Here is a 22,553-nt window from a genome sequence, read left to right as displayed (position 1 = left end):
AACGTGCAGGATCCCAAAAAGACCTCAGACCGCGACCCTTCTGCCGGAGTTGCGCGAATTACGGGCAGACTCCGCGGACGGGCGAACTCCTCCAATACAAGCCCGGTATTTAAACGTTGTGGAAGGGTGAAGATCTCAAAAAATTGTGGATGAGTCCGAGACGAGATAGAGCTGGCGCGGTCCGCTCCTCAGTTTATCCGGGCCACCGCCGCCACCTCATCCCCAGGCCTGAGCCGCATGATCCTGACGCCCTGGGTCGCTCTGCCCTGGATTCTTATGTCGGAGGCAGGGATCCTGATCATCTGTCCATCCTTCGTCGTGATCATTAGCTCATCCTCCTGGGAGACGGTCCGAGAGGCGACTACATCCCCCCTCCTGGGATCGATGTTCTTCATGCCTTTGCCGCCCCGCCGATGAGGCGAGTACTCCGATAGCTCCGTCCTCTTACCGTAACCCTTCCTCGTAACGGTGAGGAGGGCGGTTCCGGGCCGGACGACGTCCATGCTGATCACCTCATCGTTGGCCTCGAGACTGATACCCCGGACCCCCATGGAGCCCCTGTGGCTGGGCCGGACGTCCCCCTCAGAGAACCTGATGGCCTTGCCGTGGGCCGTCGCGAGGATCAGATCCTGGTCGCCGTCTGTGAGCCTCGCGGCGACGAGGCTGTCGCCGCGAAGGTTCACCGCCTTGATGCCTCCCTTTCGAGGGTTGCTGTAGGCCCGGATCGAGGTCTTGACAACCTGCCCCTTCGATGTCGCCATGACGATGAACCCCTCTGAGTCGAAGCTCTTGACCGGGATCGCCTCCGTGATCCTCTCGTCGGCCTCGAAGGAGAGGAGGTTGACTATGGACTTGCCCCGGGCAGCCCTTCCCAGAGCCGGCACGTCGAATACCCGGAGCCAGTGGGCCTTGCCCATATCGGTGAAGAAGAGGATGTACTCGTGGGTGGTGGCGACGAATAGGTCGGTGACGAAGTCCTCGCTCTTGATCTCGGCCCCCATGACCCCCATACCGCCCCGCCTCTGCTGGCGGTAGGCGGTGAGAGGCTGCCTCTTGATGTAGCCATCGCCGGTGATGGTCACCGCCACCTCCTCCTCCTGGATCAGGTCCTCGAGGTCGATCTCCTCCTCGGCCTCGATGATCTGAGTCCTCCTCTCGTCGCCGTACTTTCCGACCAGCTCGGAGAGCTCCTGCTTGATGATATTGCGGACCTCCCTCGGATCGGCCAGGATCTCCCTGAACCTAGCAATGGCGACCTCGAGGTCCGCCACCTCGGACCGGATCTTCCCCTGCTCCAACGCCGTGAGCCTCTGGAGCCTCATATCCAGTATGGCCTTCGTCTGCTCCTCGGATAAGTCGAAGGCTCCCATGAGAGCTGCCCTCGCTTCCCCGGGGGACTCGGCAGCCCGGATGAGCTTGATGACATCGTCTATATTCTCCAGGGCGACTAGGAGACCTGCCAGGACGTGAGCCCTCTTCTCAGCCCGATTGAGATCAAAACGGGTCCTCCTCTCGATCACCTCGGACCTGTGGAGAATGTACTGCTCCAAGATCTCCTTGAGGGGAAGGGTCAACGGCTGGCCGTCGACGAGGACCACGTTTATGATGCTGTAAGATGACTCGAGCTGGGTATGCCGATGAAGCTGATTTAATAACACCTCGGGGTTGACTCCTGACCGGAGCTCGACGACGAGCCTGATCCCATCCCGGTCCGACTCATCCCGGAGGTCGGATATGCCGTCGACCCGCTCCGCCTTTATCAGGTCGGCTATCGTCTCCACCACCTTCGCCTTGTTCACCTGGTAAGGCAGCTCCGTCACGACGATCTTCTGCTTTTCTCCCTGCTCGATAACCGACTTAGCCCGCAGCTTGATGATCCCCCGTCCTGTAGCGTAAGCGGACTGGATCCCGGAGCTGCCCAGGATGTAGCCGCCGGTGGGAAAGTCGGGGCCCGGCATCTCCTCCAAAAGGTCGGAGAGGGTCGACTCCGGATCGTCTATCAGCCTCGTCAGGGCCCCGGCCACCTCCCGAAGGTTGTGAGGAGGAACGTTCGTCGCCATCCCCACTGCTATACCGGATGAGCCGTTAACCAGGAGGTTTGGAAGCTTCGATGGGAGGACGATCGGCTCTTTGAGAGAGTCGTCGTAGTTGGGGACGAAGTCGACGGTATCCTTCTCTATGTCGGTGAGAATCTCGCCCGCGATCTCGGAGAGACGGACCTCGGTGTACCTCATCGCCGCCGCAGGATCCCCGTCTATGGAGCCGAAGTTCCCCTGGCCGTCGATGAGCGGGTAACGCATCGAGAAGTCCTGGGCCATCCTCACCATCGTCTCGTAGATGGCGGCGTCGCCGTGGGGGTGGTACTTACCCATCACGTCACCCACCACCCTAGCTGATTTTTTATAAGGTTGATCCGAGGTCATCCCCTGCTCGAACATGGCGTAGAGGATCCGCCGGTGGACGGGCTTTAAGCCGTCCCGCACGTCGGGGAGGGCCCTTCCGACGATGACGCTCATGGCATAATCTATGTAAGAGGACTTCATCTCGGAGGTTATGTCTACATCGATCTCCGTCATCGTCTCACCTCATACGTCCAGGTTCCTCACGTCTCTCGCGTGAGCCTCGATGAACTCCCGCCTCGGTTCCACCTTCTCGCCCATCAAAATCGAGAAGATCTCGTCCGCTTCCATAGCGTCCTCCAGGGTTACTTTCAGCATCGTCCTCCTATCGGGGTCCATCGTCGTCTCCCAGAGCTGCTCCGGGTTCATCTCCCCGAGGCCCTTGTACCTCTGTATGGCGCCCTTGCCCCCTGCCGCCTCCAGGGTCCGGGCGAGCTCCGACTCAGAATAAGCGTAGCTTACGGATTTGCCCCTCTTGATCTGGTAGAGGGGCGGCTGGGCGATGAAGACGTATCCTGCCTCGATGAGCTCGCGCATGTACCTGTAGAAGAAAGTGAGGAGGAGCGTCCTTATGTGGGAGCCGTCGACGTCGGCATCCGTCATGATCACCACCTTGTGGTACCTCGCCCGGTCGATCTGGAAGTCGTCGCCTATCCCGGTGCCGAGGGCGGTGATGATGTTTCGAATCTCGTTGTTCTTCAGGATCTTGTCGAGCCTCGCCCTCTCCACGTTCAGGATCTTCCCCCGGAGGGGGAGGATCGCCTGAAAGTGCCTGTTCCTCCCCTGCTTTGCGGAGCCGCCCGCCGACTCCCCCTCCACGATGTAGAGCTCTGAGAGATGGGGGTCTTTTTCGGCGCAGTCGGCGAGCTTTCCGGGAAGCCCTCCCGAGCTGAGGGCGTTCTTCCTCCGGGTCAGCTCCCTCGCCTTCCTCGCCGCGATCCTCGCCCGATACGCCTGGGTCGCCTTATCGACGATCTTGTTGATGACGAGGGGGTTTTCCTCGAAGAACTCGGATAGCCCCTCGGAGACGAGGGAGCTGACTATCCCGCCGACGGCGCTGTTGCCGAGCTTCGTCTTCGTCTGTCCCTCGAACTGGGGGTCGGAGAGCCGGACGCTTATGACAGCTACAAGCCCCTCTCTGAGGTCGTCGCCGGTGAGCTTCGTCTCGTCCTTCAGGAGCTTGTTCTCCCTGGTGTACTCGTTCGTCGTCTTGGTGAGGGCGGCCCGAAAGCCCGAGAGGTGGGTTCCGCCCTCTCGGGTGTTGATGTTGTTGGCGAAGGAGAGGACGTTCTCATTGTAGGTGTTGTTGTACTGGAGGGCCACCTCGACGGACGTTCCTTCCTTCTCCCGAGAGAAGTATATGGGAGGGGAGTGGAGGAGGTCCTTGTTCTTGTTCAAGTGCTCGACGAAGGAGATGATCCCCCCCTCATAGAGGTACTCTCTCCTCTTGGCCGTCTTCTCATCCTCGATCGTTATCTTGAGGCCGCGGTTTAAGAAGGCCAGCTCCCGGAGCCTGCTCGCCAGGATCTCGAAGCTGAAGTCTACGGTCTCGAAGATCTCGGGGTCGGGCTTGAACCTGACCTGCGTGCCGGTATGGTCGGAGACTCCGTGGACCTCCAGGTCGGAGGCGGGCCTGCCCCGCTCGTACCTCTGCCAGTAGACGAGGCTATTTCTTCTCACCTCTACCTCGAGCCACTCCGAGAGGGCGTTGACGACCGACACCCCTACGCCGTGGAGGCCGCCGGAGACCTTGTAGGACTTGTGGTCGAACTTCCCTCCAGCGTGGAGCTTCGTCATGACGATCTCAAGCGCAGGCTTCTTGTAATGCTCGTGGATGTCTACGGGGATGCCCCTCCCGTCGTCGCCTACGGAGACGGTTCCGTCGGCATGTAGGACCAGGTTGATCTCCGAGCACCGGCCGGCCATCGCCTCGTCTATGCTGTTGTCCACCACCTCGTAGACCAGATGGTGGAGGCCTGCACCGTTGGTGCTCCCTATGTACATGGCTGGCCTTCGCCTGACGGCATCTAGCCCCTCCAGGACCTGGATGGTGCTCGCGTCGTACTCCTCTATCACTTCGCTCAAGACCGGATTCGCCCCCGAATACATAAATAACCCATAATCAAATTATCTCTTTATATATAACGCTTTGCCAGAGCTAAACGATAACCAGCAACGGTAAGATTTTAATGATTCTGATTTTATCCTAATATCTCATTCTTCGACCATGACGAGCGCGGAAAGACCGCACAGGAAGGCAAAGGTCGACCTCTCAATACTTAGTCTTAACCGACCTGGCAGAGAGCCTCAGAAGATATCGGCTCCAGGATCCTGGCCCCCATAGGGAAGGGCTGGCCTTCGGAGGCGCCATATCGAGGGCTATCATCGCGGCCCCTTGGAGGAGACGGTCGAAGTACGGGGCTAGACCCAACCCTCCGTCGGGACGAACTTCGTCCCATAATAGATTATCCCCCTTTCCCCCTCTTTCCACAGTATCCTGAAGACGGGCTTCACCCTCATCCCGATCTCGATCACTTCGGGGCTGCAGATCACCTGGCCTGTGAGCCTCGGACCCTCCAGAAGCTCTATGATCGCCAGGTTGTAGGGTGTCTGCCTCTTGAAGTCGTCGGTGGCGTTGTATATGGTGGTGAAGGTCACCACCGTCCCCTCCCCATCGAATTTGTGATCCTCCATCTTGGCGTTTCTGCGACAGTTGGGACAGATCGTCCTCGGCGGGTAGTAGTACTCGTCGCACTTTTCGCAGTGAGTCCCCACCAGGTTGTACCTCTGGGGTATATGTCTCCAGAATCGTGGCACTGTGGACAATTTGTCACCTCGACATTATGTGGACGAGGGCGGTGCCGCCGCACCCGCCGACGTTGTGGGCGAGCCCCACCTCGGCCCCCTGTACCTGCCTCTTCCCCGCCTCGCCCCGGAGCTGAAGGACCATCTCATAAGCCTGTTTGATCCCGGTGGCCCCAACGGGATGGCCACAGGCCTTGAGCCCCCCCGAGGTGTTTATCGGGATCTTTCCGCCGATGGCGGTGATCCCCTCCCCGGCGGCCCTGCCGCCCTCTCCCTTCTCGACGAACCCCAGATCCTCGATGGCCACGATCTCCCCTATGGTGAAGGCGTCGTGGACCTCGGCGAGGTCGATATCCTCCGGTTCGAGCCTCGCCATGCCGAAGGCCTTCCTCGCCGCAGAGACTGTAGCGTCGAGGGTTGTTATATCCCTCCGGTCGTGGAGGGCGAGGGTGTCGCTCGCCTGGGCTGCGGCCAAGATGTTGATGGGGGCGTCGGAGTATTTGTGAGCCAAATCCGTCGGGGCCAATACCACCGCGGCGGCGCCGTCGGTGATCGGCGAGCAGTCCAGGACCCGGAGGGGGTCGGCAACGAGGGGGGATCTTAGGACCTTGTCGACGGTGATCTCCATCTGGTACTGAGATATGGGGTTCATGGAGCCATTGTGATGGTTCTTCACCGCCACCTCGGCCAGCTCCTCTCGGGTCGTCCCGTACCGGTGCATGTGGAGCCTCGCTATCATGGCGTAGAGGGCGGGGAACGTCGCCCCGAAGAAGCACTCCCACTCCCGGTCGGCGGCGGCGGCTAGGGCATCGGCTGCGACGCCTCCGGTGACGTCGGTCATCTTCTCCACCCCGGCGGCTATGACAACGTCGGAGTAGCCGCTTGCCACCGCCAGGACCGACTGTCTGAGGGCGATCCCGCCGGAGGCGCAGGCAGCCTCGACCCTGGTGCTGGGGACGTGAAGGCGAGATAGGCCGGCGCAGTCGGATATCAGGGCGCCGATGTGCTCTTGCTCCACGAAACGGCCGCCGCTCATGTTCCCGACGTAAAGGCCGTCGATCTCGTCCCCGGAGACGTTCGCGTCCTCCAGAGCCATGATGCCCGTCTCCACCACCAGGTCGCGGAGAGAGTCGTCCCACCGCTCCCCAAACTTCGTGCAACCAGCTCCGATAATCGATACAGATCTCATAATATCACAGCCGCAGCTTTCCCTTGTGCTTGGCGTAAACCGCGTAGTCCAGGTACTGGACGTTCTCGAAGTAGTCCCTGACCCGGGGAGCTCGATTCCGGATATCTTCTATGGCGTCACCGACCCTGATGCTGAAGGCGTCGCTCCCCGCCCCCGACCCGAAGCTCGCAAGAAAGATCCTATCGCCGGGCTTCGCGACGTCCAGGGTCGCTGCCAGCCCTATGAGGCTCGATCCCGAGTAGGTGTTTCCGATCCATGGGACGACGAGCCCCGGCTCGATCTGATCAGCGGAGAATCCCAGGCTCTTTGCCACCCTCCGGGGAAACTTGCCGTTGGGCTGGTGGAAGACGGCGTAATCGTAATCCTCGGGGATCGTCTTCATCTTCTTCAAAAGGCCCCGGGTGGCGCTGGTGACGTGCTTGAAGTAGCCGGGCACCCCCGTAAACCTCCCCCCGTGCTCCGGGTAGGGCATCCCTTCCCGCCTCCAGAAGTCGGGGGTATCGGTGGTGAAGGAGTAGAACCCCTCAATCTCCGCTGCCAGGTCCTCGCGGCCGATGAGGTAGGCAGCTCCGCCAGCGGCCGCCGTGTACTCGAGGGCGTCGCCGGGTGCCCCCTGGCTGGTGTCAGTCCCCATCGCCAAACCCAGGTCGATCATACCAGCGGAGACGAGGCCAAGGCACGCCTGGATCGCCGCGGTCCCGGCCTTGCAGGCGAACTCCAAGTCTGCAGCCGTCAGCTGGTGGTCTACGCCGATGGCCTCGCCGACGATCGTCCCCGTCGGCTTTACGGCGTAAGGGTGGCTCTCGGACCCGACGTAGATCGCCCCGATCCTGGCCGGATCGATGGAGGCCCGCTTGAGAGCGTTCCTCGCCGCCTCGACGGCGATGGTAACGGCGTCCTCGTCGAAGTCCGGGACGGATTTCTCGAAGACGTTGAGGCTTTGGGCCATATCCTCCCTCTCGCCCCAAACCCTGGCGATCTCCTCAGCCTTTATCCTGTACCGAGGTATATACACACCATAGCTGACTATTCCCACAGGCATTCCATCACCTTTGATTAAGATTGTTCACTAGGTCCTCGGCCGAGATGTTGGTGGCGAAGAGGGGGATCCTCTCCAGCTCCGCGATCTTCCTGGCCACCCCGTCCACCTCGGAGGGTTCGATCCCCTGGAGGATCACGGCCCCGGGTTTGAGTTGGCTGACCCTCACTGCCACCATCGGCGATCTGCCGGTGGAGACGCCGGTGAATATCAGGGCCCGGGCGGTGCTCCTGCCGTATATCCTGTGAAATTGATCGGGGAGAAACTCAAAAATAGCCTTCATGCTGTCGATGATCGAATAGCCGTAAATGGTGACGTCGACGTCTCCGCAGACGATGCAGGCACCGATCTGATCGACGAACTTCGATAGAGAAACAGGCTGCTGGTATTCGCAAACGAAACATATCCGGCCGAAGCTGCCTCCGTCGCTGAGCATCGAGCAGTAAGTCCTGGCGGTGCCGCTACCCCGAAATTCGTCGATGGTCAAAAGGGCGTCGATGATCTTGCTGACGATCAGAATGCCGGGGGACCTCCGTCTGCCGCTCTCATAATCGCTTATCACAGAGGGCGAAATGCCCAGGTGGTTGGAGAGCTCGGTCTGGGTGATCCCGAAGTTTCTCCGCCATTTTTTGAGAGTCTCACCGGGATTATGAGACAGAGTGATCTCACCGGCCATCTTTTCTGCGAGCAGTCCTCGAATATCAGAGATATCCCCCCCAGCCGACATGGAACTGAGAGGAGCCTCCTTAGAATATAAAGTTAACGAAGAGGATTTCGTCATATGACGAGATGGGACAATAAGAGGTAAAAATACGAGGTAAAACGAGATGCGCCGACCGGGATTCGAACCCGGGTTTTGGGCTTGCTCCGCGACGTCTGCCGCTTGGAAGGCCCAAGTCATAACCACTAGACCATCGGCGCTCACACCCACCACCGCCTTGTTGAACTTAACGTTTTCGATCCGGCAAGCCGCAGGAAAGCGGAGCGACCCCCCTGCAGATGGCAGATCTCTCCGGAAGCTTCCGGGTTCAAGGGGTCGGAGGATGACGATAACCTTCTATAGATCGATATCTGGAAAGAGCCGGGTCCTCCGCGAAGCCGACCGACGGCGGTCAGATACCTTGATATACCGAAGGCGTCTTGAAACTTTTGCGGCTAGGATTTTTCCGGAGGGATAGGAGATATTGAACCTGCTGATAATCGCCATCTGGCTGATGCTGCCCGCCTACCTGCCCAACAACTTGGCTGTCCTCTTCGGCGGAGGAAAGCCGCTGGATTTCGGCAAGACCTTCCGGGATGGGCGCCGGATCCTCGGGGACGGCAAGACCTTCCGGGGAACTATCGCCGGCGCCCTCGGAGGGATGGGGGCTGGGCTGCTCCTCTCCGCCGTCGCATCCACCTGGCCGGACCGGGGCCTGCCTCAGTTCGGGTCCGGAGATGAACTTCTTATGGTCCTCATGGGCCTCTCCCTGGGGGCGATGGCAGGAGATGTCATAGCCAGCTTCTTCAAGCGGAGGATGGGGATGGAGCGCGGTGCCTCCCTCTTCCTCGTCGACCAGCTAGATTTCGTCTTGGGGAGCTGGGCCCTGACCTATCTTCTCGCTCCCCGGTGGTTCTCCCAGAACTTCACCCCTGAGATCATATTGATAGTTCTGATCATAACGCCGATACTCCACAGGGCGACGAACGTCATAGGGTACAAGATCAAGGCGAAGAAGGAGCCCTGGTGAGGCTGGAGGTCCTGTTTTGGTCCGGGTTCAAGGGGGATGGAGGGGGAGATATCCGGCCAAATCCGAAACCAATGGGTTTTTCCCGGTAATCGCCGGCCTTATCGGGGGGTATTTGCCCGAAAATCTGCCAAATAGGTGTCTTTTATATTTCAAGCTTTGATACCTCTTTTTTGGGATCGTTAGACCCACGATACCCCTGATAAAAAACGAAAATGGCGGCCGCATTACCATTTCGAAAGCTTTATAAGTCCAGTAACCGATAGTCAGTACGTTACTGGCCAAATTTTTCATAGATTACTATGATTTGGCAAGAATGAAAAAGGAGGAGAGCAAATGGACATGGTTAGCATGGGGCTCCTAGCCGCGATGGGCGCCCTTGCGACGATAGCCGGAGCAAGTGAGGACTTAGAGTCCGATGTGGGTTCTCAGAGCAATCCCAACTCACAGGTCCAGTTGGCAGCTCAGGTGGGTCACACCCACAGGATTTACAACAAGGCCATATCTGGAGAGCCACCATCGAACGCTCTTTACGCCGCACTTGCCGCAGTTACAGCCAGCGTCTTGATGTCCGATGCGTACGGTATGAACGCGTTTTTCTCAATAGCAGTCGGCTCTCTTGTAGCCGCTGTATTCAACGGCATCCTTTCCATGACTTCGTACATGGGGAGGAATACGAGCCAGGCGCGTTTCAATCAGTACGTCTATCTGGACGTCTTGCGAAGTCACACCACTACCATAATGGCACATGCGTACATTACAGCCTTCTGCGTTGTCGCGATATCCTACATCATGACAGCCCCCTGGCTTCCGATCCAGCACCCATTCCCCCTGCCCGTCATAGCATTCACCTGGGGAATCGCCCTCGGAGCCATAGGCTCGTCGACCGGAGACGTCCACTACGGAGCTGAGAGAGAGTTTCAGCAGTATCCGTTCGGAGCCGGCCTGAACGCCGCCAACTCCGGGGACATCGTCACAAAGGGTGAAGCGGGGCTGAGAAGCTCCATCGACAACGCCTGGTTCTGCGCCAAGTTCGGAGGTCCGGTCACTGGCCTGGCTTTTGGCCTTATCGTATTCCTGGACAACTGGCGGACTACCATCTTCGATCCCGCCACCCAGGGGTGGTATGCGATCGCGACGGGAGTACTTATCGTAGTTCTGCTCAACGTCTACAACAGAATCCTCGAGGTCAGGTCGAAGAAGAGGTACGGGCCCTATCCCGAATACGTGGGGGACATTAAGGCATGAGCACCTTTGACGCAAGCACGTTAATTTACGTAATCCAGATCGTTATCGGCGGGCTTCTTGTAGGCATAGGCGTCCACTTCGTTCCCGTCGGCGGGGCTCCGGCAGCCATGGCCCAGGCCACGGGCGTCGGTACCGGGACAGTTCAGCTGGCGACAGGATCGGGGCTCACCGGCCTGATAAGCGCCGGCCTGATGATGAGCGTCACGGACAACATCCTCTTGATAGTCTTGAGCGGTGCCGTGGGCGCCATGATCATGATGGACGTCACGATGATCGTCGGAAACTGGGTATACATCTATGGCATCGGCGTTCCGCCCGTGGCTGCAAAGGTGGATTACGATCCGATAACCAAAGACCCGCAGCCCCCTTACATATCCCCAGGGACCGTAGGTCACGGCGTTCCCACCGTCAGCTACGTCAGCGGGACGATCGGAGGGCTCTTGGGTGGGGCCGGAGGTTCGCTGATCTACTACGCCCTTATGAACATCAACGGCGTCTCGGGATTGAGCGCCTTCTTCGCCATAGGGATCTTCGTCGTGAACGCCGTCATAGCCTCCTACAACATCCAGGGGACGATCGAAGGGTTCCACGACCCGAAGTTCAAGAGGATCCCCCGGGCGATCCAGGCTTGTTTCATCGCAACCCTCATCATAGGAATATTCGCTGTATTGATCCACGGAGGTGCCTGAAATGAGCGTTGCAGCAGGCGGAGGAGAGTCCAAGATCGACAAGACTAAGCTGACGATGTACGGCCTCGGTGGCGGAATTCTTGGAATTTACCTCGCACACGTTCTGAATATGATAACCGGGACCGGATACTTCTCGTTCCTCGCAGGCCTTGGGGCCATCGCCGCTATCGTGATGGGCGCCGACGCCGTAAGAAGGGTCTGTGCTTACGGCATAGGGACCGGAGTTCCGTCCATCGGGATGATGGCGATGGGGATGGGGCTTGTAGCAGCCATGTTCGGCCTTGCCGTAGCGGGAATTGCAGGACCGATCATCGGCATCGCCATCGCGATGGGCTTCGGCTATTTTGTAGGAATGCTCGCCAACAAGATCATCAAGATGAACATCCCGGTCATGGAAGAGGTTTTGATGAGCCTCGGCGGCGCAGGAGCTGTTGTCATAATCGCCCTTAGCGTCGTCATATCCGGGCAGATCGGCTACCAGGATATGCTCAACGACGTCGTATTCACCGGATTCATAGCGATAGTCTTCATCGCCGGTGCTCTCGCCATATTGCAGCCGTTCAACGCCAACCTCGGCCCCGACGAGACCCAGGACAGGACCCTCGTCCACGCCATATCCACCGGAGGTCTCGCGATGTTCGCTGCCGGGATCGGCTCGTTGATCACCGTTGGTGTCGGAGGAGCTGTCCTGACTATGCTGATAGCAGCGGCCATCTGGCTGAAGGCCTTCCTCTGGTACTTCAAGCTGGTCAAGAGGGACTCTGCAGGCGTCGTCGGAACCGGTCTTCTCGCTGAAGGAGGTCTGTAGATGGGAATAGTCAGAGCAGGCCCAACAGATCTGCATCTGGTCTTCGATCCGCTCGAAGGGATGATCGCAGAGGAGAGAGATGACGTCGTTCAGTTCGCTCTGGACCCGATAATGGAGCAGATCGAACTCCTCGACAAGGTCGCCGACGATCTGGTGAACTCCCTCGCTCCGGATGCGCCCCTCCTCAACACTTACAAGGGAAGAGAGGGCGCAAGCTTCATGGCGGGCGTTTACACCAACATATGGTACGGGTTCATAGTCGGCCTGATCGTCGCCTTTGTGTACGTTTTCTCCCATGGAGGTGCTTTCTAAATGGCCAACAAAGTGAAACCGACCGATCCCTGGCCCTGGATGACCGGCGAGTATGAGGTCGGAAACCCCGAGGGCCCCGTCGCCGTCGTAACCTGCGGCTCTCACATGAACAACGCCCCCTTCCTCGATGCTGGCGCGGCCCTGGCGGGACCGTGCAAGACCGAGAATATCGGGATCGAGAAGATGGTGGCGAACATCGTCTCCAACCCCAACATCAGGTTTTTGGTAATCACGGGGATGGAGGTTAAGGGCCACATAACGGGACAGGCAATAGAGGCCTTCGCGGAGAATGGGATCAACCAGGAGGGAAGGATCGTCGGTGCCACGGGCGCCATCCCCTTCATCCAGAACCTGACCCCAGAATCGATCGAGAGGTTCAAAGAGCAGATCACGACCGTCAATATAATCGACACCGAGGATGTCGGCACCATCGTCTCCAAGATAAAAGAGTGCGTCTCCAAAGATCCGGGGGCCCTCGACGTGGAGCCGATGGCGATAGAGATCTCCGAAGGTGAGGAGGCCGAGACTGCCCACGGGCTGCGCCCCATGGCGGCAGAGGTCGTCAACATCCGGGCGAGGATGAAGCAGATAGAGGCCAATGTCACCAACATGGGCCTAGAGAACAAGTACGCTGCAGGAGTCTACGCCGGAAAGATCGAGGGGGTTGTGATGGGGATAACCATCGTTCTCGTCCTCTTCGGGATGATTATGTGGATGGGAGGTATGTGAGATGGCAGATGAGGAGATTAAGACCGAAGAGGTCCAAGAAGCGGCCCCAGAGGTCGAAGTGGTGAAGCCGATAACTGCCGATATACCCTACGGCAAGGGCCTCCCTACCGTCTTGATGCCCTTCATGGGACCTTTTCACGAGATCACCGAGAGCGTGACCTACAGAGGCCAGCTCATAGCAAGAGATCAAAAGCTCAGCTCGAGCGTGAACGCCGCATTGCCCATAGGGGCGTTTATCGGCTTCTTCTTCGCGCTTCTGATGGTCCTCTTGCCGATCTTCATCATGACCTGAGGTGATACGATCATGGCTCAAGATAATCGAGATGTAGTGCCCAGCGTCGTAGTGGACCAGGACCAGTACACCCAGGTCCTAGAGAAGCTGGCAAAGATCGATCAGAAGATCGAGTTCGTTAGCGCGGAGATGGCCCAGAGGCAGGGCAAGAAGATCGGCAGAGATATCGGCATCCTCTACGGAGCCTGTGGGGGAATAATCATAGTGCTGGCATACTATTTGCTGGCGTTTGGTCTGAGGGTTTGACATGTTCAAATTTGACAAGAAGCAAGAGGTATTCGAGTTCGGCAAGATCAAGGTGGGAGGTCAGCCCGGAGAGTACCCGACCGTCTGTATAGGAACGATGTTCTATTCCCGGCACAAGATTGTGACCGACGAGGACAAGGGGCTCTTTGACGTCGCTGCCGCGGAGAAGCTGTGGAAAGACCAGGAAGAGATGAGCGACACCACAGGAAACCCCTGTTTCAACCAGATCGTCGCCGAGACGGATGAGGCTATGGCCAAGTACCTGGACTGGTTCGTCGACATATCCGACGCTCCCTTCCTGGTGGACTCCAGCGCCCCCAGCGTGCGGGGTTTCGGCGTCAAATATGCCACCGAGATCGGCGTCGCTGACAGGGCGATCCACAACTCCATCAACGCCTCCATCACCGCCGAGGAGTTCCAGGCGGTCAAGGAGAGCGACCTCGACGCCGCCATCGTCCTCGCCTTCAACGCCATCGACGCCACCACCCAGGGGAAGATGGACGTCCTGACTAAGGCCGCAGGAGGCGCGGAGAAGGGGATGCTCGACTACGCAGCAGAGGCCGGGATCACAAGGCCCCTCATCGACGTCGCCGCCATGCCCCTGGGCAACGGCTCCGGCGCCACCATCAGGGCTGGGATAGCCGTCAAGGCGATCCTGGGCCTTCCCGTCGGCGCGGGCTACCACAACGGCGCCTCCGCCTGGGACTGGATGAAGAAGTACAAGAAGGTGAACAAGGCAGCCTTTGCTCCGGTGGACATCGGATCAAACCTCGTGGCCGGGATCATGGGAGCCGACTATTACCTATACGGCCCCATCGAGAACGCCACGATGGTCTTCCCCGCGGCGGCCATGGTCGACATCATGTGCGCTGAGAGCGCAAAAGAGCTCGGCCTGGAAGTCCTGGACCCGAACCACCCGATCAACAAGCTCCTCTGAGCACCCCCTCTTTTTTTCTTTTTTATTTCGAGGCGATCCGCATGCCGGTTAGAGTGGAGATCAGGGCAGCCTTTGGAAGCGGCCGTTTTCGGTGCCTGAGATGCGGGACCTGCTGCCATCACCGCCGACCCCAGGAGTTCGACGACCTCATCCCTCCCGAGAGGATGGCGGAGTTTCTGGATAAGAGCAACCTGATCTACCTCACCGAGAAGGATATCGATAAGATCAGCAGGAGGACGGGTTTAGAGGCCGGGGAGTTCGTAGACACCCTCTACGGCGACAAGAAAGGGTCCGTCAGGGTCGATGAGGGCGGAAAGAGGGTTATCCTCGACCTTCCCGTCATGAAGTCGAGGGAGTCGGACGGAGCTTGCGTCTTCTTTCGGGACGGGAAGGGGTGCTCCATCTACTCCGTCAGGCCGACGGCCTGTCGCCTCTTCCCCTTCGTCGTCGTCGAGAGGTCGGGGCCCTCGGGGGGGATCGTCCTCGAGATAGGGTACAACCCCACCTGCCCGGGCATGGGGGGAGGGAAGGAGCCGGATAGAAGGAGGCTCGAGAAGCTCGTCGCCGGCCAGTTCGCCGAGAGGATGGAGACCGTCGGCTCCCAGGTTCAGAGGCTGAGGATCGAGGGGAAGATCCACCCCGACGCCAGGATCTACAGGACGATGCCGGGGAAGAAGGACCGGCCTCTTTGAATGATGGAGTCATCGATAGGCGGATGAAATGGATCGAAGGGCGCGGGGGATGGCTATAAGCCGGATTTTTCATTAGACATAATTATTAAATAAGATCGGTGTAATGGTCCTTTGCAGATCTTTGCAATAGCTCAAGTAGAGGGATACTCATGAAACGAGTTTTAATTGGCGTAGCGTTCTTAACTCTCCTATCTATGGCGGGATGGGCCCTAGGGATGGGGGTAGCGGATGGAGAGATGGAAACGGAAGAAGCAGATCCTCTTATACCGCGAGAACTGCTCTTCGGCAATCCTGACAAGATCACTGTAAGAACGAGCCCCGACGGTTCAAGGATCAGCTATCTTGCCCCCAAAGACGGTGTCCTGAACGTCTGGGTGGGACCTATCGAGGACCCGGAAGCTGCAGAGCCCGTCACCAACGATACATATCGGGGGATACGCTCCTACTCGTGGGCCTACACCAACGAGCACATCCTCTATATCCAGGACAAGGACGGCGATGAGAACTGGCGGATCTACAGCGTCAACCTGAGCAGCGGCGAGATGAAGGACCACACGCCCTTCGAGGATGTCCAGGCCAGGATTGTAAAGGTCAGCCGCAACTTCCCTGAGGAGATAATCGTCGGCATAAACAGCCGCGATCCGGAGTACCACGACCTCTATCACCTGAACATAGATACCGGGAAGATGACCCTGATCCAGGAGAACAGATATTTTTCATCCTTCGACATAGATGACAATTACACCGTCAGGTTTGCGACGAATATGACCTGCGACGGCGGTGCAGATATCTTCCGGCCGACGGGAGACGGCCGCTGGGAGGTCTTCTCAAAGATCCCGATGGAGGACGTGATTACGACGGGACCGGTTGGGTTCAACAAGACCGGGGAGATCCTGTATATGGTCGACAGCCGCGGCCGGAATACTGCGGCGCTCTTCGCCATGGATACGCATACCGGGGTTGAGACTTTAATCGCAGAAGACCCCAAAGCTGATTTCAGCGGCTGGATGGTTCACCCTTCAGAGAGGAACGTCCAGGCAGTTGCTTTCACCTACGAGCGGAAGGACTGGCAGGTGATCGACGGATCGGTGGCCGACGACCTGGCGTTCCTCGCAACGGTCGACGATGGCGACATCGAGGTGGTGAGCCGGTCTCTCGACGACAGGACCTGGATAGTCGTCTACGTCGTGGACGATGGCCCCTTCAGGTACTACCGCTATGACAGCAAGAAGAAAGAGGCCGAGTTCCTCTTCACCAATCGGAAGGATCTGGAAGATCTGGCCTTCGCCAAGATGATGATCCCAGCAGTCATCGTCTCGCGGGACGGTCTGAACCTGGTGAGCTACTACACGTTGCCTCTCGGAAGCGACCCGGATGGTGACGGCAGGCCGGAGGAGCCCCTCCCCATGGTCCTGTACGTCCACGGCGGTCCCTGGGCCCGCGACGTCTGGGACTATAACCCCGCCCATCAGTGGCTTGCCAACCGGGGATACGCCGTCCTGAGCGCGAACTTCCGCGGATCTACGGGGTTTGGGAAGGATTTCGTCAACGCAGGAAACCTGGAGTGGGGTGCCAAGATGCACGACGACCTGATCGACGCCGTCGATTGGGCGGTGGGTGAGGGGATCGCAGATCCCGATCGGGTGGCGATCATGGGTGGGAGCTACGGAGGGTACGCGACCCTGGTGGGGCTCACCTTCACCCCGGAGGTCTTCGCCTGCGGCGTCGACATAGTGGGCCCCTCAAACCTCACCACCTTGATCGAGACGATACCCCCCTACTGGCAGCCTCAGATCGAGCTCTTCGCAACTCGGATGGGCGACCACAGGACTGAAGAGGGGCGAAGGCTCCTCTTCGAGCGCTCTCCCATAAACCGCGTCGAGAATATAGCGCGGCCTCTTCTGATAGGCCAGGGCGCCAACGATCCCCGGGTCAGCCAGAACGAGTCGAACCAGATCGTCGGGGCTATGCAGGAAAAGGGAATTCCCGTCACCTATGTCCTCTATCCAGATGAGGGTCACGGCTTCGCTCGACCAGAGAACAGGATATCGTTCTTCGCCATCGCTGAGGCCTTCCTCTCAGAGCATCTGGGCGGAAGGTTTGAGCCGGTGGGAGACGCTTTCGAGAATTCGACGATCACCGTCCCCGTTGGAGCCGAGGAGGTTCCGGGGCTGAAGGAGGCTCTCTTTGACCGATCGGCCTGATGGAGTCCTCTTCTACCGGCTGAAGAGACGAAATGGCGGCTAAGGGGGATCCGGGCGGCTCGCCGGTTCCCCATGATCTTTTTTATGCTGCCCTTCCTCATCCGGCTCTATATCGGCGGGACCGTCCGGATCAGAGTCCCTGGAGGTACCCCTCGATCCGATCGAGCCCCTCGGCGATCCTCTCGATGGAGTTTGCGTAAGAGAAGCGGAGGTATCCCTCGCCGTTAGCCCCGAAGTCGATCCCGGGCGCGACGCCGACGCGGGCTTTCTCCAGGATATCGAAGGCGAGCTTGTACGAATCGGACGAAATATGCCGGGCGTCGGCGAAGACGTAGAAGGCCCCCGTCGGCTCGACTTCGATCCCGAATCCGAGCTTGCGGAGCCTTTTGATCATGAACCGCCTCCGCTCGTCGTAGGTCCGCCTCATCCGTTCGACGTCGTCGCCGGCCTCCCGGAGGGCGGCGATCCCCGCCCTCTGGACGGCGGAGTTGGCGCAGATGAAGAGGTTCTGCTGCATCTTCTGGATCGGCCTGATGAACTCGGGAGGGGCGATCAGGTACCCCAACCTCAGGCCAGTCATGGCGTAGAGCTTCGAGAAGCCGTTGAGGACGATGGCGTCGTCGGCGAACTCCAAAATCGACCTCTCCCTTCCAGCGTAGACGAGGCCGTGGTAGATCTCGTCGGAGATGACCCGGACCCCCAGATCGGCGATCTCCTCCATCCTTCGGGCGGATAGGAGGGTCCCCGTGGGGTTCGATGGCGAGTTGATGACGATGGCCTTCGTCTTATCAGTGATTCGGGATCTTACAGCTCCGGGGTTGAGCTGAAAGCCGTCCGCCTCGGCGGCCGGCACCGGCACGGGGACGCCGCCCGCAAAGCGAATGAAGTTGGGGTAGCAGGCGTAGCCGGGGTCGGAGACGATCGCCTCGTCTCCACCCTCCAGGAGGAGGGAGAAGACGAGCATCATGGCGGGAGAGGTCCCCGAGCAGACGACGATCCTTTCGGGATCGACGGTGACGCTGTACTTCTCATAATAATGCTCGGATATCGCCTCCCGAAGCTGCGGGTCGCCGCAGCTGTGGGTGTAGTGGGTGTGGCCTTGAGCGAGGGCTTCTGCCACCGCCTCCCGGACTGGGGCGGGGATGTCGAAGTCCGGCTCGCCCACCTCCAGGTGGACTACGTCGATCCCCTGGCGCTCCATCGCCCGGGCGCGTTCCAGAACGTCCATCACCAGAAAGGGGGTCATCTCCTCGGCTCGTTTCGAGATCATGTTGGCGGGCTCCTAACCTATGACGAAAGGACGACGTCGATAAAGACAATAGAGCTTTCGATGGAACTTTGTTTTACGCTGCAGATCGAGAAAAAATTTGTTCAATTTTTCCGCTCACTTTCGGCAGCTTCGAGTTTATCGACGATTTTTCGGAAGGATGCCCGTAAGGGCGGAAGGTCCCGGCGCACGGTCTCAAATACCCTCTGCAAGTTTACTCCGAAATAATCGTGGCTCAGCTTATCTCGCATCCCCGCCATCTCTCTCCAGGGAACATCGGGATACTCTCGGCGAATATCAGGAGGGATTTTCTTGGAGGCTCCACCCACGATCTCCAGCGCCCTGACCGCTGCAAAGTTGGTCTTTTCATCGGCTTCGAAGGCGTCGTAATCCATATCTGCAACAAACCTCTCAGCGCTCTCAATCGCGTTGAGGATGTCCTGAAGATAGTCGAAGGCGCTCGCGTTTCCCTTTCCTCATACCGTCTCAACCTCCCCCAGAATGCGACGACCGATGGCGGGCTTGAGGGCGCTTCTCTCCACCAGATCCACCTTCGCCCCCAAGAGATCGCTAAGACGGTTTTCGAGGGCGATGAACTCCAGAAGGGTCAGGGGCTCATCGCCCTCCTCCAGATCCACCAGAAGGTCGATGTCGCTCTCCTCGTCGGCCTCGCCTCGGATATAGGAGCCGAAGATCCCAAGAGACGTCACCTTGTAGCGACTGGCGAGCTCTGGCATGTGAGACCTCAGAATTCGGGCGATCTCCTCTGCAGTCTTCACCTTCCCTTGAGATTGCGATCGCGGTTTCCTCTTTGACGATGTCGTCAATTTAACCTCCGGCACTTTTTCGTTATTCAGCTTAATCTCTCGGAAGAAATATCTTTCACCGACCAGACCTACAACCCAACCGTCTTTATCTCTACGCCTTCACCCCACCTTCAGCTGAGCCTCGATCAGCTCGTCGAGGAAGGACCTCCTCACCTCCGCGGCGTAGTCCCAGAGGTCGGGGCCGCAAGAATCGCACTCCCGCCCCCGCTCCTCCATCACCCGGACCAGGTCCAGAAGGGAGGCGTAGAGGAGGGGCGCCGCCTCCCGGAGGCGGGAGTCGAAGGCGCTCGCGGCCTCTTTTGTCGGGATCAGCCTGCAGCCGCCGCTGGCGTTGTCCCAGGCCATGCAACCGGCCTGGAGGCAGGCCCGGGCCACAAAGGGGCAGGCCTTCTCCACCTCTTTCTCCACTTCTACCTCTCTACGATCTGCCACCATCTCCACCGCCTCAGAGCCGAGATAGCAAAATCTTCAAACGATATCACCTGCCGTCTCGTCTTACATCTCTCTGACGGATTTATGGATGCTCTTCGATCCTATAAGTGACTTTTTATTCGATGTTGGGGGCTGCCGTTCGGGAAAAATGGTAGAGGGATTTTTCCATCCACCTGAGATGAAATGGCGACATTGGGCGATCTTGGAGATTTATTCGAGCCTTGATGGCCATGAGGCGGATCTTCTATCGGTATAAACCCGGAGGCGGGGACAAAAATTTAAGTAAAATACCTGGCAATGGTGTAACTTAATTCTGTTACGAAGACGGATATTCGATCCGTCGATCGGAGCTTTCGACCAGGAGGTTTCGGGCCGATTGATGCTGTGATCTATCGCTCTGCATCTCAGCCCGTCCGAACTCAGGAGGTTCATAAGATCATGAAATCGAGATATACAGCGGCGATCCTTACACTGCTATTGCTGGCATCGCCGATCTTTGCGGCCGACGCCGCCTCAGCCCAGGAGATGAAAACTTCGCCCGTTCTGGAGATGCGGCCTGGAACTATGACCGTCATGGAGAGGTTCGCCCCCATCTACTACGCCGATGGTGGTGAGACCAGGGGCTCGGTCTATTACGCCGCCAGCAGCACCGCTCCCGATAACATCATCTATACGCGCCCCTCGGGAAGGCTCTACAGCTTCACCTTCCATCCGGGGGTACCCGAGAAGCTCTACTACGCCAACGCCAACCAGAACGACATTTACATGGTAGCCGAGACCGGGTCCGGCTGGTCCGCTGAATCGACGGTTTTCACCCACAGGACTTACGTCAGGGATATAGCCTTCGCCTTCGACCAGAACAACAACCTCGGCCTCTACTTCAGCGAGGCGACGAGGGCCGGAGGCGACGGGACTATCTACCGGGTCGACGGCGCCGCCGCCACCCCGATCTACACCGTCAAGCTCGCTGACGTCGGCGGGTTCTGGGCCGGGGACTTCTCCTTCGACTACGACGGAAACCTCTACCTCTGCTCAGGAAACCAGGTGCCTGCCAGCATATACAAGGTCACCACCGGGACCGGAGCCATCACCAGGATCTTCGAATCGAGGGACACTTCCATAGCCGGCCTCGTCTACCGGGACGGCCGCCTCTACTACGCCGACTGGCGCCAGAACATCTACCGCCTCGACCTTGCCAGCGGCACGAGCACCCTCTACTACACCAACCCCGCCAGAACCTGGATCTCGGACGTCGGCTTCAAGGAGAGGAGGGACGCCGCTGGGAGCAGGCCGATGGTCGGAACCTATACGAGATTCTCGACGATGCCGACGGCACCGATGCAGAAAGTCCTGATGCCATCTTGATTTGAGGGATGCCCGCCCCATCCCCCGCCCTTTTTTTCGGGCGCATGGCCAGGGGATGGTCTAAGAAACTGATTCATCTCGTCAATCCCATATGTTCCGGGGATCTGCCCTCGAAAAAAGGTAATCAAGTCCCTAGACGGCCCCGGCGAGTCCGAACACCATCTTTGGAGGCTTGCCTGCCCTCCTGCCTCCCGGCCAGGGCAGAGAGGAGGATGTAAAAGCTGGTCTCGGCGAGGATACATACCGCCGCCGGGACTGCGGCCCCGGGGCCGAAGAGGAGGAGGGCGACGGCGGCGGCGAGCCCCAGGTTCTTGAAGGAGGCGAGGAGGGTGTAGGCGATCCTCTTCTGAAGATCGACCCCCAGAGCCGCCGAGGCGGCGTAGACGATCGCCCCCGATATATAAGTCCTGACGAAGGCTACGAGGAGGACTCCTCCTACACCCACGGACATGGCGGAGCTGTTCAGCCCCACCACGACGTAGGTGACGACGAAGAGGCCGAAGTTGATGGGGTGGACGGGATCGATCTTGAATCGGCCGACGCGCCTTGAGGCGATGAGGGGGAGGAGTATCAGGAGGACGACGACCTCTCCCGTCTCCCAGACGCCCACCCCCACCTCCCCGGCGAAGTGGAAGATGATCAGGGGCATGAGGACGACAGATCCGAGATAAGACAGAACCTCCGAATAGAGGGCGAGCCTGACGTCGCCGTCCAACAGCTTCGTCAGGGGGACGACGGCCACCGCCGGCGGGACCGCCGCCATCACCACAAAGCCCAGTAGGTGCGCCTCATCCTCCAAGACCAGGGGGGCGATGGAGAGGATCAATCCCGATAAGAAGAGGTAGTTGATGAGGAATCCGGCCGCCGCCCTCCGGATCGGCGGAAGGCGGAGGTCGATCCCGCCCATGGAGAAGGCCATCATTAGAAATAGCGCCGGGATCACGAGAAATTCGAGCCTTCTGGCCGGCTCAGGCAGGAGAAATCCCAGGGCCACAGCCAGGGCCAGGATGGCGGCGGTATTTTTATGAAGGTCGATCTGCACGATGAAACCCGCACCTGTCTAATCGTCGTTCCTTCGACCCCTCGCCCTTCGGAGATATCTCCCTTACGTTCCGGGCGGCGGATGGAGGATCTGGATCTCAGTTTCGAGGGAGCTTGCCCAGCCGAGAAAGAAGAGCAAAACTGGAACGGATACTGTGGGACCAAGAAATGGAACGAGGAAATGGAACGAGGAAATGGAACGAGGAAATGGAACGAGGAAATGGAACGAGGAAATGGAACGAGGAAATGGAACGAGGAAATGGAACGAGGAAATGGAACGAGGAAATGGAACGAGGAAATGGAAC

At 58.9% G+C, this 22,553-nt stretch carries 24 protein-coding genes and 1 tRNA gene; 13 read left to right on the top strand and 12 right to left on the bottom strand.

Annotated features, from left to right (window positions below):
• Positions 1-188: 188 nt before the first annotated feature.
• The 7 genes from gyrA to P0O24_RS10145 all read right to left on the bottom strand — a co-directional run bounded on the left by gyrA (position 189) and on the right by P0O24_RS10145 (position 8,353).
• A complete protein-coding gene (gyrA, locus tag P0O24_RS10175; protein ID WP_316969641.1) occupies positions 189-2,576 on the bottom strand; it encodes a DNA gyrase subunit A in 2,388 nt (795 codons plus the stop codon).
• Positions 2,577-2,585: 9 nt separating this feature from the next.
• On the bottom strand, positions 2,586-4,508 hold the full coding sequence (gyrB, locus tag P0O24_RS10170) for a DNA topoisomerase (ATP-hydrolyzing) subunit B (RefSeq protein WP_394356768.1): 1,923 nt from the start codon (positions 4,506-4,508) through the stop codon (positions 2,586-2,588).
• 312 nt (positions 4,509-4,820) lie between these two features.
• Positions 4,821-5,225 carry a Zn-ribbon domain-containing OB-fold protein gene (locus P0O24_RS10165; RefSeq protein ID WP_394356767.1) on the bottom strand — a complete coding sequence of 135 codons (405 nt, stop codon included), beginning with the start codon at positions 5,223-5,225 and terminating at the stop codon, positions 4,821-4,823.
• Positions 5,226-5,229: 4 nt separating this feature from the next.
• Positions 5,230-6,393: a thiolase domain-containing protein gene (locus P0O24_RS10160; protein WP_316969640.1), complete on the bottom strand. Its 1,164-nt coding sequence runs from the start codon at positions 6,391-6,393 to the stop codon at positions 5,230-5,232.
• Between the two features lie 4 nt (positions 6,394-6,397).
• Entirely contained in the window at positions 6,398-7,435 is a 1,038-nt protein-coding gene (locus tag P0O24_RS10155) for a hydroxymethylglutaryl-CoA synthase (RefSeq protein ID WP_316969639.1), read from the bottom strand.
• Between the two features lie 4 nt (positions 7,436-7,439).
• A complete protein-coding gene (locus P0O24_RS10150) occupies positions 7,440-8,159 on the bottom strand; it encodes a helix-turn-helix domain-containing protein (RefSeq protein WP_394356766.1) in 720 nt (239 codons plus the stop codon).
• A 101-nt stretch (positions 8,160-8,260) separates the two neighbouring features.
• Positions 8,261-8,353: transfer RNA gene (locus P0O24_RS10145), tRNA-Gly, on the bottom strand.
• Between the two features lie 263 nt (positions 8,354-8,616).
• Here P0O24_RS10145 and P0O24_RS10140 point away from each other — a divergent pair.
• From P0O24_RS10140 to P0O24_RS10090, 11 genes are all read left to right on the top strand, one after another.
• Entirely contained in the window at positions 8,617-9,162 is a 546-nt protein-coding gene (locus P0O24_RS10140) for a CDP-2,3-bis-(O-geranylgeranyl)-sn-glycerol synthase (RefSeq protein ID WP_316969637.1), read from the top strand.
• 333 nt (positions 9,163-9,495) lie between these two features.
• A complete protein-coding gene (mtrE, locus tag P0O24_RS10135) occupies positions 9,496-10,407 on the top strand; it encodes a tetrahydromethanopterin S-methyltransferase subunit E (protein ID WP_316969636.1) in 912 nt (303 codons plus the stop codon).
• Positions 10,404-11,096, top strand: coding sequence for a tetrahydromethanopterin S-methyltransferase subunit D (gene mtrD, locus P0O24_RS10130; protein ID WP_316969635.1), 693 nt, complete (start codon positions 10,404-10,406; stop codon positions 11,094-11,096). The genes mtrE and mtrD overlap by 4 nt, the downstream gene beginning before the upstream one ends.
• A 1-nt stretch (position 11,097) precedes the next feature.
• Positions 11,098-11,904, top strand: a complete 807-nt coding sequence (gene mtrC / locus P0O24_RS10125) for a tetrahydromethanopterin S-methyltransferase subunit MtrC (protein ID WP_316969634.1) — start codon at positions 11,098-11,100, stop codon at positions 11,902-11,904.
• Positions 11,905-12,216 carry a tetrahydromethanopterin S-methyltransferase subunit B gene (locus P0O24_RS10120; protein WP_316969633.1) on the top strand — a complete coding sequence of 104 codons (312 nt, stop codon included), beginning with the start codon at positions 11,905-11,907 and terminating at the stop codon, positions 12,214-12,216.
• Entirely contained in the window at positions 12,217-12,945 is a 729-nt protein-coding gene (gene mtrA / locus P0O24_RS10115; protein ID WP_316969632.1) for a tetrahydromethanopterin S-methyltransferase subunit A, read from the top strand.
• Between the two features lies 1 nt (position 12,946).
• On the top strand, positions 12,947-13,237 hold the full coding sequence (locus P0O24_RS10110) for a tetrahydromethanopterin S-methyltransferase subunit F (protein ID WP_316969631.1): 291 nt from the start codon (positions 12,947-12,949) through the stop codon (positions 13,235-13,237).
• 12 nt (positions 13,238-13,249) lie between these two features.
• Positions 13,250-13,483, top strand: a complete 234-nt coding sequence (gene mtrG, locus P0O24_RS10105) for a tetrahydromethanopterin S-methyltransferase subunit MtrG (protein WP_316969630.1) — start codon at positions 13,250-13,252, stop codon at positions 13,481-13,483.
• 1 nt (position 13,484) lies between these two features.
• On the top strand, positions 13,485-14,420 hold the full coding sequence (mtrH, locus tag P0O24_RS10100) for a tetrahydromethanopterin S-methyltransferase subunit H (RefSeq protein ID WP_316969629.1): 936 nt from the start codon (positions 13,485-13,487) through the stop codon (positions 14,418-14,420).
• 41 nt (positions 14,421-14,461) lie between these two features.
• Positions 14,462-15,112 carry a YkgJ family cysteine cluster protein gene (locus P0O24_RS10095; protein ID WP_316969628.1) on the top strand — a complete coding sequence of 217 codons (651 nt, stop codon included), beginning with the start codon at positions 14,462-14,464 and terminating at the stop codon, positions 15,110-15,112.
• Positions 15,113-15,261: 149 nt separating this feature from the next.
• On the top strand, positions 15,262-17,316 hold the full coding sequence (locus P0O24_RS10090; protein ID WP_394356765.1) for a S9 family peptidase: 2,055 nt from the start codon (positions 15,262-15,264) through the stop codon (positions 17,314-17,316).
• 130 nt (positions 17,317-17,446) lie between these two features.
• On the opposite strand, the gene P0O24_RS10085 is transcribed toward P0O24_RS10090, so the two are convergent.
• The 4 genes from P0O24_RS10085 to P0O24_RS10070 form a co-directional block, all read right to left on the bottom strand.
• Positions 17,447-18,586, bottom strand: coding sequence for a pyridoxal phosphate-dependent aminotransferase (locus P0O24_RS10085; RefSeq protein ID WP_316969626.1), 1,140 nt, complete (start codon positions 18,584-18,586; stop codon positions 17,447-17,449).
• Between the two features lie 101 nt (positions 18,587-18,687).
• Positions 18,688-19,008, bottom strand: coding sequence for a HepT-like ribonuclease domain-containing protein (locus P0O24_RS10080; protein ID WP_316969642.1), 321 nt, complete (start codon positions 19,006-19,008; stop codon positions 18,688-18,690).
• Between the two features lie 51 nt (positions 19,009-19,059).
• The gene (locus tag P0O24_RS10075) at positions 19,060-19,362 is read right to left on the bottom strand and encodes a nucleotidyltransferase family protein (protein WP_316969625.1); all 303 of its coding nucleotides are present in this window, start codon (positions 19,360-19,362) and stop codon (positions 19,060-19,062) included.
• A 147-nt stretch (positions 19,363-19,509) separates the two neighbouring features.
• Positions 19,510-19,845 (bottom strand): hypothetical protein, encoded by a 336-nt coding sequence (locus tag P0O24_RS10070; protein WP_316969624.1) that lies wholly within the window; start codon positions 19,843-19,845, stop codon positions 19,510-19,512.
• A 435-nt stretch (positions 19,846-20,280) separates the two neighbouring features.
• On the opposite strand from P0O24_RS10070, the gene P0O24_RS10065 reads away from it, so the two are divergent.
• The gene (locus P0O24_RS10065; RefSeq protein ID WP_316969623.1) at positions 20,281-21,207 is read left to right on the top strand and encodes a hypothetical protein; all 927 of its coding nucleotides are present in this window, start codon (positions 20,281-20,283) and stop codon (positions 21,205-21,207) included.
• 124 nt (positions 21,208-21,331) lie between these two features.
• On the opposite strand, the gene P0O24_RS10060 is transcribed toward P0O24_RS10065, so the two are convergent.
• Positions 21,332-22,249: a hypothetical protein gene (locus P0O24_RS10060; RefSeq protein WP_316969622.1), complete on the bottom strand. Its 918-nt coding sequence runs from the start codon at positions 22,247-22,249 to the stop codon at positions 21,332-21,334.
• Between the two features lie 81 nt (positions 22,250-22,330).
• Here P0O24_RS10060 and P0O24_RS10055 point away from each other — a divergent pair.
• A partial coding sequence (locus P0O24_RS10055; protein ID WP_316969621.1) for a hypothetical protein occupies positions 22,331-22,553 on the top strand: 223 nt, incomplete at its 3' end.

This window comes from Candidatus Methanocrinis alkalitolerans (genome assembly GCF_029167205.1).
GTDB lineage: Archaea > Halobacteriota > Methanosarcinia > Methanotrichales > Methanotrichaceae > Methanocrinis > Methanocrinis alkalitolerans.
The sequence above is the reverse complement of the archived record's forward strand: the minus strand, read 5'-3'. Positions and strand labels throughout refer to the sequence as shown.